The following is a 17,125-nucleotide window of genomic DNA, read 5'->3' as shown; positions in this document are numbered from 1 at the left end:
CTATTCCATTATGACTTTAGTTATATTCCCTGGCGGTACTAATTCGTATGTCTTAGATAATGTTTTCACCAGCGATAGACCGCGCCCAGACAACTGAGGAATGTCCGCCATCAAATTTTCATCACCCTCAAAGCCTTTGCCACTGTCAGCCACGCTAATATGTAATTCATCCTGCGATGAACGCCAGATGATGCTCACTTTTACCCAATCATTTTCCGTGAGCCTATCTGCAAAACTGTCCCTAATACTATGGTACAGTTCGAAGCCTTCTGGATCATTTTTTAGTCGAGAATCTAATTTTAGTACACCATGATCAATAGCGTTGCTAAATAACTCTGCGACAACAGTAAAAACCCGTTGACAGAAATTAGTCGCAAATCCCAATATGCTGAGAAACTGATTCAATGAACTTAAATAATCAGCGCTGAGTAACATAGGCCCTGCAATACTGACATCCCAGCAGAACTCACCATCCATAATGGCTTTAATACGATTGACATCACGATCTTGATGCCAAGTGTTTAATCGTTCAAAATCTAAGGTACAAATAGTGATGTCATCGGCAATATTTTCAGCAGAACAGTACTCATGAATATTTTTCTCTAAAAATTTTATTAAACCACCTGAAAAATGAATAAAAAGATCTTTTAATTTATCAATGCCAAATGGATTGCCGTCATGGGTATATTGCTCTATTAAACCATCACTAAAAAGGCAAGCATGCCCATGGGATGGTAAATCAACCGTAACAATATCAGCTATAAAAGTATGCGGAGGTAAAATACCAAGGGCCATATTTGTCGATTTAAATTTATCAATGGATTGATTACTGACTGAACGAGAATGGTCAGTTTCTTTAATATTGTGGTTTATTAAACAGTCAACTCCCCCCGTTTTAATATATACGGGTGGCATACCACCATTCCAAATATGTAATTTATTACGATTAAAATCGGCTTCTAAAATAATACAGGCAACAAATCTGTCTTCAGGGTTTTCTCGGTGGAGCTTAGCATTCAGTTCATAAATAAACGTAACTAAAGAAAATCCCTTTGAAACCATGGCTCTAAATGTACTGGCAACACGCATTATGGGCATGGCGGCACTCAGGCCATGACCTGTTGAATCGGCAAGAATTAAGAAGAAATTGCCATTAGGCGCTATGCCATTGAGGATAATATCACCGCTAAAATTAGCACTGGCTTGGCAGTAAGTATGTACAAAATCAAAGTCAGTATTATCAATATTGACTAAGTGCTCAAATAAATGCCGGGCCATGTGTTCTTCTCGGGCCTTTTCATAAAGCATTTTTTCAAGTTCAATTCTTTGATGCTCTACTTTATGCTGAAGTTGCACCCGGGTAAGTAAACATTCAACCTTGTACCAAAATATTTCAACATTTATCGGTTTAACAACAAAATCCAAAACCCCCATTCTAAAACAGGCTAATACGGATTGATTTTCTTTTGTCTCGCTCATGACGATAACAGGTGTTTCTTTTTTATCCTTATTCAACTTGTCCAGTAACGCCAGTGCGGTACCATCCTTTAACCAATAGTTAATCAGAATTAAATCAACCGTATTTTGCGTTATTTCAAATAAACCTTCTTCTAGATCACTACAAACAATGACGTTGTAACCTTTGCTATGAATAAAGTCACTGATCCTTTGACTCGCAATAGCGTCATCATCGATAACTAAAATAAAATGTTCCGGCTGAGTAAGCGATACCATAATGAGTGTTACTCTATGATGTAGATTTTCTGCATATTGGCAATACTAAGGATTTCATTCGCCTGACCATGTGCACCTTTTACAGACGTAGAAATATGTAACTCCTGCGCCTTACGATGCAGCAGTACCATCATGCCTAAAGCAGAACTATCGAGGTAAAGCACTCGACTAAAATCTAAAATAATATGGTTAACCTCTGGAAGCGTTAAAATATCTTGATAATCACTGGTGAATTTCTTGTGGTAATAAAAGTCAAAGCGCTCTGGCAATGAAATAACTTTAATATTTGACATTGTGTTATCCCTAATTAAAAGAGTTCAATTTCACCACAGGTAATTTGATCCCTTGAAACGGGATTATGAGTCTCCTGACGTCGGCGACTCATTTGTATTGTGATGTCATCCCCCTTAATGCCAAACTCCTGTTGTGACATAGTGGTGACGCGATTGAGCGATTCTTTTAAATGGTTTAGGGACTGATTTGTGTAAATCAGGCTTTGGGAAGTAATATCACTGAACTGCAATCCCCGAATAGTATCCGAGATGGCTTGTTCTAGTTCATGTGCCGATGAATCGATACGTTCAATCACTTGAGAATCCTTCTCTGCTTTAACGATAATCTGCCTTAGTGCAGTATCTATATCCTTTTTGGCATCAATAATATAAGTCATATCTTGAGCGGCGACTTTACTCACATGTACGGTTAATTGTTCAATCTGAATTTGAATTGATTTAAGCTGTTTTTGTATGCTTTCACTAAAACCTGCGCTACGAGTGGATAAAGCGCGCACTTCATCTGCCACAACGGCAAAGCCTCTACCCGCATCACCCGCCCGCGCCGCTTCAATTGCCGCATTTAAAGCCAGCAAATTAGTCTGGGACGAGATTTGATCTATGTCTTGCAAGGCTTTCATTGCATGAGGCATAGACTCGTAGATGAGATTCACTTTTTCCAACAACTCCATAGTTGATGCCGACATTTCTATGGTGGATTGAATAAAGCGCTCTAACGTCATTGAGGTATTATTGGCAAATTGCTTCATTTGATCTGAATGGAATAACTCAGCATCATCAGTACTCTTAACGAGATCTGAAATAAATCCTGTCTGCTCCGTCATTAACCGCCCTAAACCATCGAATGACTCACCGAGCAAATTGACTGCGTCACCTTGCACCGCTAGCACACTGTCAATGTTAGCCTCGCAGCCGTTAAGTGTCGTGATTGACTCTTGATACAGATTGATATGGGCTTGCCAATCCGCGGCAAGTTGGTTGTTGAAGGACTTATCATCATGCTGTTGAACTGACTGCATTTGCTGGTGCTGATAAAATTGCCACAGCAACATCATCAATACAGAAATAACCGGACCAATAGCCCACAATGTCATCAAACTCAGCGCATATCCAACGCCTGCCGCGAGCACCGCAACGACCCCATCCTTGTATGTCATATGGACTTCACAATAATTGTACAGTGATTAAAAAGTAGTTTCATATTGGGTGATTTTCAAACACGAAAGTGAAATTATTCACATTGTTACGTGTCGCAATGCGGAAAATGCAGTTATCGCGATAGAAATCCCCATCATTGAGCGCTAATTCTCAGTAAATTGCCGTAAATTCATGATTTGCTAATAAACTTGTCTTAATGGAACCCGAAACTTAACTGTGCAGTCCTCATACCCTAGGTTACACTGGAAGCGTCATGGATTGGGATGGGATCGCTTATGAGTCAACGTACATTAAACTCCTTATTTAAACCGACTTCCGTTGCTATTATCGGCGCTTCGAATACCGAAAAACGCGCGGGTAATGTGCTGATGAAAAACCTACTATCGAGTGGTTTTTCGGGGCCTATCATGCCAGTCACCCCTAAGTATCGGGCAGTGATGGGCGTGCTCGCCTATCCCAATATTGAAGCCTTACCCATCAAACCCGATTTAGCGGTTATTTGTACCCGCGCTTGCCGTGTGCCCACCATTGTTGAAACCCTTGCGCAATTTGGCTGTAAGGTGGCCATTATTATGGCAGCGGGAATGGCACAGGAATTTAACGAAGATGGCGTGAGCCTGCTCGACCTTGCCATGCAAAATGCTAAGCGTTACGGGATGCGCATTCTGGGGCCAAATAGCTTAGGAATGCTATTACCCCCATTGGGATTAAATGCCAGCTTAGCCCACGCCAGCGCCCTACCGGGCAAAATAGCATTTGTGTCTCAATCGGCTGCTATTTGTACAACGGTACTCGATTGGGCCAATAACAAAGGTATTGGCTTTTCCTCCTTTATCTCCCTCGGTGATGCCACCGACATTAACTTTGACGAACTGCTCGATTACCTTGGCCGCGATAGTCGCACCAGCGCCATCATGCTTTATATCGACTCAGTGAATGAGAAGCGCCATTTCCTCTCCGCTGCTCGAGCCGCTTCACGCAATAAACCAATTCTAGTGATTAAATCGGGCCGCAGCGCCGAAGGTGCCCGCGCCGCAAAATTGCATACGGGTGGTGTTGGCGGTAACGATGCAGTGTATGAAGCGGCGTTTCGCCGTGCAGGTATGTTGCGGGTTAACGATCTAATTGAACTGTTTGCCGCGGTTGAAAGCCTCGCGCATTCTAATCCGCTGCAAGGTGAACGCTTAGGAATTATCAGTAATGGTGGCGGCCCCGCGGTGTTAGCTGTGGATGAACTCATTATGCGCGGCGGTAAATTGGCTGAATTGTCAGATGACACCATAGCCAAATTAGAAGCCGTGTTACCGAATACTTGGTCAAGGCAAAACCCCATCGATATCATTGGTGATGCGAACGCATCACGATATGCTAAAGCTTTGACTATCTTGATGGATTCCAATGAACTTGACGCTATTTTGGTCTTGCACTCCCCTTCAGCACTCGGTGAAAGTGTTGAGATAGCTGATGCTTTGGTGAGTGTGATCCACGCGCATCCCAAAAAGAATCGCCTCAATATTTTGACTAACTGGAGCGGTGAAGACTCAGCTTATCAGGCACGAAAACGCTTCACTAAGGGCGGTATATCCACCTACCGTACACCCGAAGGTGCTGTGGGGGCCTTTATGCACATGGTTGAATACCGTCGTAACCAAAAACTGCTGCAAGAAGTGCCGCAATCGATCCCCGATAATATTCCGACAGATAGCCTCACGGCGCGCAAATTATTGCAAGCGGCTCAAGCTAAAGGAAAATCGGTACTGGAAACCCATGAGGCCAGCCCTATTTTGCGTGCTTATGGGCTTAACACTATAGACACTTGGTTTGTGAAAGATGCCGATGAAGCGGTGGCCATTGCGAATGAAGCGGGCTATCCCTTAGCGTTAAAAGTGCAATCCCCTAACATCTTGCATAAGTCCGATGTGCACGGAGTGATGCTCAATTTAACCTCGGCTGAAGATATCCGCCACGCCGCGAATGCGATTACCCAGAGGGTGCATCAAGCCAATCCCGAAGCCATTATTGAAGGCATGATAGTGCAGAAAATGGCGTTGACCGCTGGCGCGCAGGAAATCCGCGTGGCCGTGATAAGCGATCCCGTCTTTGGTCCGGCGATTTGCCTTGGCGAAGGTGGCTCAGAATGGGACCCCACCAATGATGCTGCCGTTGCCCTGCCTCCCCTGAATATGGCACTGGCGCGTTATATGGTGATCCAAGCGTTAAAGACCCATAAGTTAAAAGACAGACATTTACCACTGGGCCTAGACATGAATGCCCTGTGCGTGATGTTAACGCAAATATCCCATATTATTATCGATTGCCCTGAAATCGCCTCGTTAGATTTAAACCCAGTACTGGCCGCGGGTGAAAACATCACTCTGCTCGATGTGAATATCCGTTTGCATGATGCCAATGCCGACAGTTCATCGCGGATGGCCATCATGCCCTATCCGAAGGAATTAGAAGAATTCGCCGAGCTAAAAAATGGCCTTAAGGTAATGCTAAGGCCGATTTTGCCCGAAGATGAACCTAAACATTTGGCCTTCGATAATTCGCTATCCGATGAAGACAGATACAAACGCTATTTTGGGGTGCGCTCGAAAATGACCCATGAAGAAATGGCGGTATTAACTCAAATCGATTACGCCCGTGAGATGGCCTTTATCGCCACGGCGAAGGGACCCGATGGCGATGACATCACCTTAGGTGCCGTGCGTGCATCTATTGACCCTGATAATACCGAGGCCGAGTTTGCCATGGCGGTGCGTGGCGATCATCAAGGTATAGGGTTAGGCAAGTTGTTACTCGAAAAATTAATCAAATATTATCAGGCCAACGACACGCCCGTGCTCACCGGCTTTACCATGTTTGAGAATCGCAATATGGCCAGTCTTGCCAAGAGTCTCGGTTTTAAAGTGACCTTCGATATGGAGGAGCATTTGATCAAAATGCACATGGATTTAAAACCGCCCAGTGATCAATAGCACCTATCCAGACGAACAAAAACGCCGCAAATCATTGCGGCATTTTGTTATCCTAAGTAAATGATTATTTAACGAAATAGCGACCGAGCTAATACTTAACGCCTTGAAACATCGACACTCGCATCACATTCTCAGCCTCTAACACAGTTACGGCCTTCGGACTTAGCTTGGTACAGTGCTTTATCGGCGCGACTAAACAGCGTTTCAGCATCATCCCCCTGTTGCAATGAGGCCATCCCAATCGAGACAGTAATCGCGCCAAGGGAAAGCTTTTTGTCTTTCCCTACCGTTAAGCGCCGCTCAGAAATACGTTCACGCAGATTTTCAGCCACTTGCAATGCGTCGTGAAAATGGGTGTTAGGTAGCACCACCACAAATTCTTCGCCGCCATAACGCGCAACAAAGTCATCCCCACGCACACATTGCTTTAAGGCTAATGCGACATAGGCCAATACTTTATCGCCGGTCAAATGGCCATAGGTGTCGTTAAAGGCTTTAAAGTTATCGATATCAATCAGTAAGAGACTACAGCGGGTCTGGTGATCTTGTGAACGGTAGATTTGATCCTGAATACTCAATTCATAGGCGCGGCGATTATGCAGAGACGTTAATTGGTCTGTCATCGCTGCGAGGCTAAGATTTTCCATTTCCGACTTAAGATTTTGTACTTCTTGACCCATGGTACACAGACTTTGCTCCATCTCACGGTTGTTGATAAGTAGCATCTGCATCTCATCGACCACACCATCAACCAGCTCGTTCAAGGTATTGATATCGGGATTAGTCTGTAATCGCAAACCAAACTCGGCTAATGAGCCAGAAAATGCCGCGGTTCCTTGACTCAACTGGCTGATTTTATTCAACAGGCTATTGATCAAGATTTGTGTTTCAATCTGAACATTTTCAATTACTTCTGGTGACTGTTCTTGGATAAAGGTTTTATAAAGACTGGTATTAACTTCCTTGGTAAAAGAGACAGAATTCGCCAAAAAACCATCAATCGCGCGATTTAAATCGAGATTTGTACCTGCAAAATATTCATACCAAACAGTGTAATTTTCAGGAGTAACAGGAATATCGAGGGCAGACATTTGCGGCACGGCCAAACGCAAAATTTGCGCGGCAGAATCAAGTTCTTTATTTTCTGCAGTAGAAGACATAAATCGCGAACCATAGATTTGTTATGTTTTTGTATATATTAAGTTAACTCAACTGATTCGATTTGGATATGGGAGAAATCAATTATTATGACAGGGAGCAAAAGAAAAGAGGATGTTGCCATCCTCTTCCTCATCATGGTGTCGAACCAACTAGAACGAGCTAAACCTCGCGACAATTAAGTCCACAATTAACCGCGGCAGCGAGCAAAGATATCTAATTCAGGCTGATATACCTCAGTTTTGATATTCATTAGTCCCAATAGACTATCGAATAAATTATCATGGGAGAAACCACCTTTCGCCGCATGCTCAGCCAAACAATCCATATCCAATTGATTATCTTTGCTAAAATCTTTTGACACCCAAGCAAGCATAGGAATGCTCGTCTGCTCAATCGGTGCGATACTGTAAGGCGCGCCATGTAAATACATGCCTTTTTCGCCTAAAGACTCGCCATGATCGCTCAGATACAACATGGCTGAATCAAATTTATCTTGTTGATTTTCTAATTTTTTAACCACTTCGCTAATAATATAGTCAGTGTACAAAATACTATTGTCATAGGTGTTCATCAGCTCATCTTCACTGCAGTTTTGTATATCACTGCGCTGACAATCCGGTGTGAACTTACGGTGTTCTGCTGGATAACGTAAAAAATAAGTTGGGCCATGACTACCAATGACATGCAATACAATCACGGTATCTTTGCGTTCTGCGTTGGCTAAGGCTTCATCTAATTTGTTCAGTAACACTTGGTCGAAACAATATTGGCCAGTGCACAACTTAGGATCACTGTTCAAATCAATGGTTATGTTTTCAACTTGGTCACACACCCCTTTACAGCCAGAATCATTGTCAAACCACTGCACTTTAATACCGCCATGATCCAACACATCAACGGCGGTGTCTTGAGCATAGGCACGGCGTGAATCGTAATCTTCCCGTCCCATGCGAGAAAACATGCAAGGCAAAGATACCGCCGTTGCCGTGCCACATGAATGGGTATCTTTAAAGACTATTAATCCTTGGTCTTGGGTATGAGCGTTGGTTGGCTTGTCGTAGCCATAATACTGATAACTCATTGAACGCGCGGTTTCCCCCACGACTAGAACTAATAAATTCGGTTTTCCATTTGAGTTGGCACTGACATTTTTTGCATCGAGGCCAAGTTGCTGATATTCCATTGGCGTTTGCAAGTACTGCACATTGATGTACTTAGAGACAACGCCGATAAAATATGTCGGCACGATATAACGTTTTAGCTCGTCGTTGTTACGGCCAAAAGCCGCGTAATCTTGAAAATAGAAGAAAGCAATAATGCCCAGTCCTGCCAACATCGCTAGCATAAAAAGCACTTTATGCAGTAGTTCTTTTAGGAAAGGTTTGTACTGAATATCCGCTTTATAGATAAGGTATGCGGGTAAAATCCCAGTCAGTAACATATTCATTATCGAAGCGAAATTCACATACATGAACGCTTCGGCATGATTGGTTTGAAAAGTGTTTTCTATCATGCCGTAATCGAAGACGACATTGTATTGGTAGGCAGCGAAGAACACACTCGATGATAACAAGGTGAGTAAGATGAAAAACGGTTTAACGAGATACTTCACCGTAAATAAGGAAAATACAAAACTGAGTGCAAAGGTTAAAAACAACGGCACAGTAGCAATGAAGATAGGATCGACATCAGGTTGTTTTTCAATGCCTTTCTTAATGATGCCAAACAATGGGATATTGAAAATACAGACGTAAAATAACGCTGTGATAAAAGTGAATCGATTCACCGATAGAGTCTTAAATCTTGCTAACACTGATAGCTCTCACTCAAATTAGTTGTTTGTCGAGAATAACTTAGTATTCTTAAGGTAGTCTTAGCCTTTGACAGTGAAATTTTTTCGCAATAGTAGCAAGCTCTCGGCAATGGCTCAAATTATCTGTGGGTATTGTTAACATTAAATAATAAACTTAAAAAAACGGCCGAACCTCAATAAGTTCGACCGTTTTCTGCTCCCCAACCTATTAGGGTCTTGCTCGGTTTTACCAGTGAAGAGTTAACAATTCATGCTAACCCAGCGGTAATTATCTTAATTGCTGTAATAAGTAGGCAAACGCCATTGAATTAAGTTCCGCAGCTTGATTATTATCTGCAGCGCCGGCGTGGCCACCTTCAATATTTTCGTAGTACAAGACATCAATTCCCATGTCTTTCATCTTAGCAACCATCTTACGGGCGTGACCTGGGTGAACCCTATCATCACGGGTCGATGTGGTGAAAAAGACCTTTGGATAATGCACGTCTTTATGCAGATTATGGTACGGAGAGTACGTTTTAATGTAAGCCCATTCCTCAGGAATATCCGGATTACCATATTCGCCCATCCAGCTGGCACCGGCGAGTAACTTATTGAATCTAAACATGTCAAGCAGAGATACTTGGCACACGACAGCGTTGTACAGATCAGGCCTGCGGGTAAATGCCGCCCCCATTAACAGGCCACCGTTGCTGCCACCTTGGATGCCTAAATGTTTGCTTGACGTGATTTTACGGGCAATCAAATCTTCCGCTATTGCCTCGAAATCCTCATAGGCTTTATGTCGATTTTGCTTTAACGCCGCTTGATGCCAAGCTGGGCCATATTCGCCACCGCCACGAATGTTAGATAACACATATACGCCGCCCTGCTCTAACCAATTCTTACCAATGGTGGCCGAATAGGATGGACGCAGTGAGACTTCAAACCCACCATAGCCATAAAGTAGCGTAGGATTAGTGCCATCTAACTTAAGATCCTTAGCCATCACCACAAAGTACGGTACTTTAGTGCCATCTTTAGACGTCGCAAAGTATTGCTCAGTTTTAAACTTATCCGCAGCAAACTGTTGCGGCATACCTTTAATTTTCTTCGGATTTAAGGTTTTTGCATTAACCGTATAGAGGCTTGAAGGCTCAAGAAAACTGGTGTAATTCACGAAAAAATCATCACTGTCTTGCTCAACGTCCATTACCGTCAGGGCGCCATTCGCTTCGAATGGGACTTGGGTGCTTTGCCAAGCGCCCTTTTCGTCTTGCTCATACCGCACTAATTTGCTTTTCACGTTATCGAGCCAATTCACGAAAATCGCACTCTTACTAAAACTAAGCTGCGCTATCGATGCGGTCTGAGTCGGGCTCACAAATAAACTGAATTTGGCTTTTTGGGCGATAAGATCCGCCACATCGGCATACACGACCGCGCCTTGCTTAAAGTTACCGTCTTTATTGGTTAAATCGCTCTTTAACTCAATAAATAACTTACCTTTAAAATAACCTTTAATCTCAGCATCTTGAGGTAATGGCAACCCTATGAGTTTGCCATCTTGATAGACATATTGGCTGGCGGTATAAAAAGTATGTGCCTCGGTGACTAAACTCAGCGGCGTTTTATCATCGAATAAAACCCAGCCTGATACTGCGACTGAGGTTTTGTCACCAGTGAAAATCGGTTTCGCTTGCTCGAGTGCTGTACCACGTTGCCAGAGTTTCACCTCCCGTGGATAACCTGAGTCAGTCATGCTTTGACCATCACCAAAATCAGTACCGACAAAGGCGTGGTCTTTATCTATCCAGCTCAGACTTGATTTGGCTTCTTTCAAAAAGAATGGCTTATCTTTGGTGGCAACAAAGGATTTAGTATTTAAATTAAATTCTCGCACTTCCACCGCATCGGCACCACCGCGGGAAAGTGAGACAAAACAGCGCTCATTTTCGGGATATTGACAGCTAATATCCTTAAATACCCAATTGACGGCTTCGGCTTTACCTAAGGCATCGATATCAAGCACGGTTTCCCATTTGGGATCGGGTTTAGCATATTCTTCCATGGTAGTGCGGCGGTAAATACCGCGCACATGGGTGTCATCCTTCCAAAAGTTGTATAACTTGTCGCCAATGTGGGTCGCGTAGGGAATGCGTTCTTTATCGTTCAGGATGGCGAGACTGTTCGCCACTAAGGTATCAAAACCTTTAAACGCTTTAATTTCGGCGGCAGATGCAGCATTTTGGGTTTTCACCCATTCCATCGGCTTTGCGCCTTCAACATCTTCTAACCAAATGTATTTATCTTCTTCTGCGTGAAGTTGACCGCTCATACCGAGCACTCCTGCAATGCACAAAGGCAGTAATTTATGATTCATTCTATTCCTTTTAAACAAAGTCCATCTTGAGATCTGCCCTTACATTACCTTAATTAATATCCAGTTCAACTATTAATCCAACAAGAATGTAACAAAAGGTAAGGTACTGTAATAGCTGATGATTAATCTAGAATGAATCGCGTTTTTAAAGATGTCATGCTATAAAAAAGCGTCCACGAGGGACGCTTTTTAGTGGATGAAATAGGGTAAATTAAAACTCGTTATTCATACGAGACAACAAATTGAGCAGTACGATTCGTTCCTCACTGCTCATTTTAGCGGTGAGATCTGTGGTGAGTTGTAGATGTAATGCATCATGTTCGAGGAACAAAGTTTGGCCCTTTTCGGTTAACTCCACCAGAATCGAACGACGATCGGTTTCATGGGGACGACGTACAACCCACTCAGCTTCAACCATTTTGTCGATTTGAACCGTTAGTGTGCCTGTTGTGACACCAATTTTATCCGCTAGTTCTTTCATCCTCATAGCGCCGTGCACGCCGAGTAACTCAATGGTGTGCACCTGCGATAGGCTAAAACCTTTGTCACGTACAATGGCGTGTTCCCAAGACGACAGCTTTTCGTAAAATTCAATAATCACATGATTTAATGCATGATCTGTTGAATGTGCGGCCGTTGAATGAGCAGTCGTTGAATTCAGGTTTGATGAATGATGATGTTCAACAGTCATTTAGGCTTCCTTAGCCATACACTCGCGCTGACGGCAAGTATGGAGTTCAATAGTGATATGGGCCAATTCAGGAAATTGTGACAGTAACTGATTAAAATAACTGACATCTTTCGGTGAATGGGACACGATAGACACCATAATAGCATGGTGATCGGCACTCACTCGCCAAAGATGTAAATCGGCCACTTGATGATCCGGTACGGCCTCAAGGGTTTCCACAACTTTACGCTGTAATGACGCTTTAACACCACCGTCAAGTAAGATAGGACTCGTTTGCTGAATGAGTCCCCATGACCAACGGCTAATAATCACAGCACCCACTATACCCATAACCGGATCGAGCCAAGTCAGTCCCATGTATTTACCAAACAACAAGGCCGCAATGGCGAGCACTGACGTTAACGCATCGGCTAATACGTGAAAATAGGCGGCGCGTAGGTTGTGATCATGACCACCGTGTGCCTTCTGACTCTCATGCTCATGCTCATGCTCATGCTCATGCTCATGCTCATGCTCATGCTCAGCAGCATGGTGCTCCTGTTTATGATGACAATGGCTATGATCTTGATGGCTGTCATCGTGTACATGTGAGTCATCGTGCGTATGTGGACTCGCACCATGCGAATGAGCCGTATGGGCGTGATCGTCATGGGAGTGAGCTTGGCTGTTATGATTCGCGTGAGCATACTTGTCATCATGATCATCTTGATGTCCATGAGCATGACTATGACCATGACCATGAGCGTGCCCATGGTCGTGGGTATGGTGATCTTTGAGTAAAAATACACTCAGCACATTAACGCTCAAACCTATGACAGCCACAAATATGGCTTCGTTAAAATGGATTTGCTCAGGGTTAATCAGTCGCATTCCCGATTCAATTAACATCACCAGTGCCACAAGTCCTAGCGCTATTGCGCTGGTATAACCGCCAAGTACACTCACTTTGCCAGTACCGAAAGCAAATGCAGGATCGTTAGCATGTTTACGGGCATAGGAATAGGCGAATAACGTGATCATAAAGGCCGCGGCATGGGTTCCCATGTGCCAACCGTCGGCGAGCAGTGCCATAGAACCGTAGATGGTTCCGGCAGCAATTTCAGCCACCATAGTGATCACGGTTAAATACAGTACATAGCGAGTGTTCTTCTCGCCATCGCGGTTATGACTCGAAAACTCATGGGCGTGCTGCCACTGGGCGAGTGAGTGCCCTTGGCGGCTTCCCGTAGTAGCTTGATGACCTGTCGCTTGCTCGGCTGTCATTGATTTCATTGTATGGCCCCTGCTCCATTTCTATCGCTATTAATGGTGAAAAACTCGTCGCTTGAATTATAGTTTGAAAATCAAAATATATGAAGATCAAATTAACTATTTATCAAGATATACTGTTTTCAAACTTTTAAACGTGTATTTGAATCCCCATAATGCATCTGCTCTCCTGCCATCAGTCGAGACACTGATATGTAAATTAAGATAGGCAGCTAGACTAGGCAAAGGATATCAGGCAAGGTTTAATGGATTAGCGCTTGATTTATGAGTAAAAATAGCTCACATAGCTGAGTTAGATTGGCTTTATTACAGCCTTATGCAGTTATAGACAGACACAGCGGTGGCTTTTCAGTGCAAGTTGAAATCCAAGTTTTAAGGTTTTTATCTAGGCTATTTCGTATATTTTTCGCATGATATGAGTCATAAAACAGCCACAGCAAAGAATTGAAATAGCTGCGAACTTAACAAAATAAGTCATTGGAAAGTGTAATTAACCCTTATTATTCAGATTGATAAAGATTATTTGAATAAAAAATCGATTTTTTATTGAATAATTTAACCCTTTTTTACCTCTGCTGCGTTTATAGGGAGCAGAACACAGACAAATTTATCGACATCAATTCAGTTCGATTAGGAGAAACAAAATGAAATTGAAGACCTTATTTAGCGTTAGCACTGTTCCCCTTGCATTTGCACTATTGTCATTCAATGCCGCGGCGGTGAGCCCACCACATCCAACAGGATTAGATGCGCCTATGATCAGTATTCAACGTTTCGATCCAAAAGATTACAGCGCACAGGAAGCCACTAAGATGTTCCCTGCTCCGGCAGCAGGTATGGTGCAGCACATTTTAAGTTTACCTAAATTAGAAAATGAAGATGACTACATGGTCGAAATCCAAATTGGTCAGACTCAAATGGTTGATTGCAATAAGCATGGATTAAACGGGGAATTGAAGGAACTGACAGTAGAAGGTTGGGGTTATAACTACTATCAAGTAGATGAAATCGCTGAAGGCCCGAGCACTATGATGGCCTGTTTCGAACTAGCGAAGAAAGAAGCTTTTGTACGTATTCCGGGTGAACTAAAAATGCACTATGACAGTCGCTTGCCTAAGGTTTTTTATCTACCAGAAGGCGCTGAACTGCGTTTCAGAACTTGGAAAGTAGATTCAACCTATCAATATTCCAAGTAAATAGCCGAATTTAACTCTTGCGTCATCAATCAAATGCGCTTCGAGTCTTTGCTGATTGATAAAAGCAAAGACTCGAAGCGCATTAACTAGAATCGTTTAATTCTAACGACTTGCATAATTTCTATTTCAAAACCTGCCACAGTTTCTGTCTCTGGGTAATAGATGACATTGATCTTTTGCCCTTGCAGATTACGATACTTTTTGACCCGTCTAAATTTAAACGGCACGTCACAATCTTCAATCATAACAGTATGTTGTATCCACTCCGCCTTTTCCCTTTGCATATGCGAAACCACAGTCACACCTTCAGAGTGAACCAAATGTTCATGGGTGGCTAACATCTTTTTTACGGCCTTATTCATGTTCAACTCTTTTATCATCTAGTTGCGACAACAGTGACTCAACTTTCTGTTTAATTTCAGCATATCTCAATTTTTCACAGCGGCCGAAACCACTCAACTTACGCACTTGAAAACGACTCACCAAAGGAACTGACATACCAGCAAGGCAACGACAATAGGTATCAAGTGATAAAGCATCTATGCCTTTGGCCGTTAAATGATGCTTCAACTCATGCAAATCAGCCAATATCTGCTGATCTGTCGGCCAAGTCGGTTCCGTCGAATAACTCAACTTAGCGAAATGACCACGGCAGACACTGCAATGACCGCAGACAGCCGGCGTCTCATTATCATCAAAATAACGGGATAAATTGTGGCTTAAGCACGTCTCAAGTTCAAAAAAGCGGACTAACTGCGCTATTCGCGCAATTTCTTTCTGCTCTTTATCAATAAAATAATGGTACAGCTCATCGATGAGTTCCGGACGCGCTAATGCGGCAACATCCACCCGATACACATCGGTAATTCGTTTGGTTTCTAATTCAATCAACTGATGTTCAGCTAAATATTCCAGCGCGGCCAACACGCGACTGCGTTCATGGCCCGTCGCACTGTACAAGGCATCAAAATCTAACGCGCCCCATATTTTCTTCATCTGCGTATGATTAAAAATTTGCGTCAAAAAGGCCTGCCGCTCTGGATTAAAGCGGCTCAGAATGACATGTTTGTCCACTAAAAATTTGTAATTAACATCGGCGTAATAAGCAAATAACGGCTTAACCACACCTAGAATCTCTAGCTGTACAAGTAACGTTTTTAACGGCAACTGGCGAATATTACTCGCCGTCGACACGCCATTAAGCTGACATTCCCACTGACCAGAATCTTGTTCAAGTCGAATAGCTTCAATGACTTGCGCTATACCTTCTCGCTCAGGCGTATCGCCATACACAAAATTTTCAACGGTATTGAGTCCGTCAAGATTGGCTAAAGTCACACAATGGGATAAGGCACCATCACGCCCTGCTCTGCCGATTTCTTGACTGTAGTTTTCAATGGATTTAGGCAAATCATAGTGGATCACAAAACGGATATTGCTCTTATCTATTCCCATACCAAAGGCGATGGTAGCAACAACCACTTGCAGCTTATCCTGCATAAAATCATTTTGAATTTGTTGACGTTTTTCATCTTCAAATCCAGCATGATAGGCACTGGCGACTATGCCTTGTTGGCTCAAGAGTCGTGCGACTATTTCGGCGGTTTGCTGTAACGTCACATACACAATACCAGCACCTGAGAATGATGTTATCTGGTTAACCAGTAAGGCATTTTTCTCTTGAGTCGATACGGACAGAACAGTCAAATCTAAATTGGGTCGATAAAATCCTGTTTGTACTATGTGTTCGGGCGCGATATCGAAGCGCTTGGCCATATCCAGTTTCACTTTACGTGTCGCAGTGGCCGTTAGTAACAATACCAGCGGGATCTCAAGCTCGCGCCGATAATCGGGTAATTTAAGATAATCGGGCCGAAAATTGTGACCCCATTCTGAAATACAATGCGCCTCATCGACGACCAACATAGACAGCGGAACCGATTGAATAAACTGCCTAAAGCGTTCATTTTTGAAACGCTCCACCGACACCATTAAAACTTTCAGTTTGCCAGAGCGTGCATCTGTCATCACTTGCTGACTCTGCTCAGCGCTTAAGGTTGAATCTATGCTGGCCGCATGAATTCCCTTAGATTGTAAAAATTCCAGCTGATCTTTCATCAAGGCGAGTAAAGGCGAAATCACTAAACTCAAATAGGGTAACTGCAATGCTGTAAATTGATAACAAAGGGATTTACCAGAACCTGTCGGGAAAATCGCTAAACTCGACTTCCCTACTAAAAGTTGTGTTATCGTTTGCGCTTGACCAGGGCGAAATTCAGAAAACTCGAAATCCTGCTGCAATAAACTAACGTATGGATTGGTTTCCGGAATGGGATTGAACATCAACCGTCCTTTACACTTATCCTTACCACCCACAAAATTCGGGCATACCGCAAGAAAAAGATTCAGCATTAAGTGAGTCGACTAGTCTAGCAAATTTTGACGTACTTTACGGAGTTAATTAGCA

12 protein-coding genes are annotated in these 17,125 nt (G+C 43.2%); 2 read left to right on the top strand and 10 right to left on the bottom strand.

Annotation, left to right across the window (positions count from 1 at the left end; translation table 11 throughout):
• The 3 genes from L5M51_RS07080 to L5M51_RS07070 are packed head-to-tail and all read right to left on the bottom strand — an operon-like array spanning position 1 to position 3,184.
• A complete protein-coding gene (locus L5M51_RS07080) occupies positions 1 to 1,734 on the bottom strand; it encodes a SpoIIE family protein phosphatase (RefSeq protein ID WP_263172109.1) in 1,734 nt (577 codons plus the stop codon).
• Between the two features lie 8 nt (positions 1,735 to 1,742).
• A complete protein-coding gene (locus L5M51_RS07075; protein WP_028759900.1) occupies positions 1,743 to 2,027 on the bottom strand; it encodes an STAS domain-containing protein in 285 nt (94 codons plus the stop codon).
• A 14-nt stretch (positions 2,028 to 2,041) separates the two neighbouring features.
• Positions 2,042 to 3,184 carry a methyl-accepting chemotaxis protein gene (locus L5M51_RS07070; protein ID WP_263172108.1) on the bottom strand — a complete coding sequence of 381 codons (1,143 nt, stop codon included), beginning with the start codon at positions 3,182 to 3,184 and terminating at the stop codon, positions 2,042 to 2,044.
• Between the two features lie 276 nt (positions 3,185 to 3,460).
• Here L5M51_RS07070 and L5M51_RS07065 point away from each other — a divergent pair, with 276 nt between their 5' ends.
• Complete coding sequence (locus tag L5M51_RS07065) at positions 3,461 to 6,166, top strand: acetate--CoA ligase family protein (protein WP_173244787.1); 2,706 nt, start codon at positions 3,461 to 3,463, stop codon at positions 6,164 to 6,166.
• A 131-nt stretch (positions 6,167 to 6,297) separates the two neighbouring features.
• Here L5M51_RS07065 and L5M51_RS07060 read toward each other — a convergent pair whose 3' ends face one another.
• The 5 genes from L5M51_RS07060 to L5M51_RS07040 form a co-directional block, all read right to left on the bottom strand.
• Positions 6,298 to 7,326 (bottom strand): GGDEF domain-containing protein, encoded by a 1,029-nt coding sequence (locus tag L5M51_RS07060; protein WP_028759897.1) that lies wholly within the window; start codon positions 7,324 to 7,326, stop codon positions 6,298 to 6,300.
• A gap of 188 nt (positions 7,327 to 7,514) precedes the next feature.
• Positions 7,515 to 9,140 (bottom strand): phosphoethanolamine transferase, encoded by a 1,626-nt coding sequence (locus tag L5M51_RS07055; RefSeq protein ID WP_263172105.1) that lies wholly within the window; start codon positions 9,138 to 9,140, stop codon positions 7,515 to 7,517.
• 268 nt (positions 9,141 to 9,408) lie between these two features.
• Positions 9,409 to 11,502 (bottom strand): prolyl oligopeptidase family serine peptidase, encoded by a 2,094-nt coding sequence (locus L5M51_RS07050; protein WP_263172103.1) that lies wholly within the window; start codon positions 11,500 to 11,502, stop codon positions 9,409 to 9,411.
• A 211-nt stretch (positions 11,503 to 11,713) separates the two neighbouring features.
• A complete protein-coding gene (locus L5M51_RS07045) occupies positions 11,714 to 12,193 on the bottom strand; it encodes a MarR family winged helix-turn-helix transcriptional regulator (RefSeq protein WP_028759894.1) in 480 nt (159 codons plus the stop codon).
• Positions 12,194 to 13,465 carry a cation diffusion facilitator family transporter gene (locus L5M51_RS07040; protein ID WP_263172101.1) on the bottom strand — a complete coding sequence of 424 codons (1,272 nt, stop codon included), beginning with the start codon at positions 13,463 to 13,465 and terminating at the stop codon, positions 12,194 to 12,196.
• Positions 13,466 to 14,106: 641 nt separating this feature from the next.
• On the opposite strand from L5M51_RS07040, the gene eco reads away from it, so the two are divergent.
• On the top strand, positions 14,107 to 14,658 hold the full coding sequence (gene eco, locus L5M51_RS07035; protein WP_263172099.1) for a serine protease inhibitor ecotin: 552 nt from the start codon (positions 14,107 to 14,109) through the stop codon (positions 14,656 to 14,658).
• A gap of 86 nt (positions 14,659 to 14,744) precedes the next feature.
• Here eco and L5M51_RS07030 read toward each other — a convergent pair whose 3' ends face one another.
• The gene (locus L5M51_RS07030) at positions 14,745 to 15,020 is read right to left on the bottom strand and encodes a hypothetical protein (protein WP_028759892.1); all 276 of its coding nucleotides are present in this window, start codon (positions 15,018 to 15,020) and stop codon (positions 14,745 to 14,747) included.
• Positions 15,013 to 17,001 (bottom strand): ATP-dependent DNA helicase RecQ, encoded by a 1,989-nt coding sequence (locus L5M51_RS07025; protein WP_263172097.1) that lies wholly within the window; start codon positions 16,999 to 17,001, stop codon positions 15,013 to 15,015. The genes L5M51_RS07030 and L5M51_RS07025 overlap by 8 nt, the downstream gene beginning before the upstream one ends.
• Between the last annotated feature and the right edge of the window lie 124 nt (positions 17,002 to 17,125).

This window comes from Shewanella sp. SM73 (genome assembly GCF_025653795.1).
Taxonomy (GTDB): Bacteria; Pseudomonadota; Gammaproteobacteria; order Enterobacterales; family Shewanellaceae; genus Shewanella; species Shewanella oncorhynchi.
Note: the sequence above shows the minus strand (reverse complement) of the source record. Positions and strands in the feature narration are given on the sequence as shown.

What these genes read in the sequence shown, in the direction of transcription:
- L5M51_RS07080 (WP_263172109.1), bottom strand. Translation starts at nt 1,734, where the DNA reads ATGGTATCGCTTACTCAGCCGGAACATTTTATTTTAGTTATCGATGAT.
- L5M51_RS07075 (WP_028759900.1), bottom strand. Translation starts at nt 2,027, where the DNA reads ATGTCAAATATTAAAGTTATTTCATTGCCAGAGCGCTTTGACTTTTAT.
- L5M51_RS07070 (WP_263172108.1), bottom strand. Translation starts at nt 3,184, where the DNA reads ATGACATACAAGGATGGGGTCGTTGCGGTGCTCGCGGCAGGCGTTGGA.
- L5M51_RS07065 (WP_173244787.1), top strand. Translation starts at nt 3,461, where the DNA reads ATGAGTCAACGTACATTAAACTCCTTATTTAAACCGACTTCCGTTGCT.
- L5M51_RS07060 (WP_028759897.1), bottom strand. Translation starts at nt 7,326, where the DNA reads ATGTCTTCTACTGCAGAAAATAAAGAACTTGATTCTGCCGCGCAAATT.
- L5M51_RS07050 (WP_263172103.1), bottom strand. Translation starts at nt 11,502, where the DNA reads ATGAATCATAAATTACTGCCTTTGTGCATTGCAGGAGTGCTCGGTATG.
- L5M51_RS07045 (WP_028759894.1), bottom strand. Translation starts at nt 12,193, where the DNA reads ATGACTGTTGAACATCATCATTCATCAAACCTGAATTCAACGACTGCT.
- L5M51_RS07040 (WP_263172101.1), bottom strand. Translation starts at nt 13,465, where the DNA reads ATGAAATCAATGACAGCCGAGCAAGCGACAGGTCATCAAGCTACTACG.
- eco (WP_263172099.1), top strand. Translation starts at nt 14,107, where the DNA reads ATGAAATTGAAGACCTTATTTAGCGTTAGCACTGTTCCCCTTGCATTT.
- L5M51_RS07030 (WP_028759892.1), bottom strand. Translation starts at nt 15,020, where the DNA reads ATGAATAAGGCCGTAAAAAAGATGTTAGCCACCCATGAACATTTGGTT.
- L5M51_RS07025 (WP_263172097.1), bottom strand. Translation starts at nt 17,001, where the DNA reads ATGTTCAATCCCATTCCGGAAACCAATCCATACGTTAGTTTATTGCAG.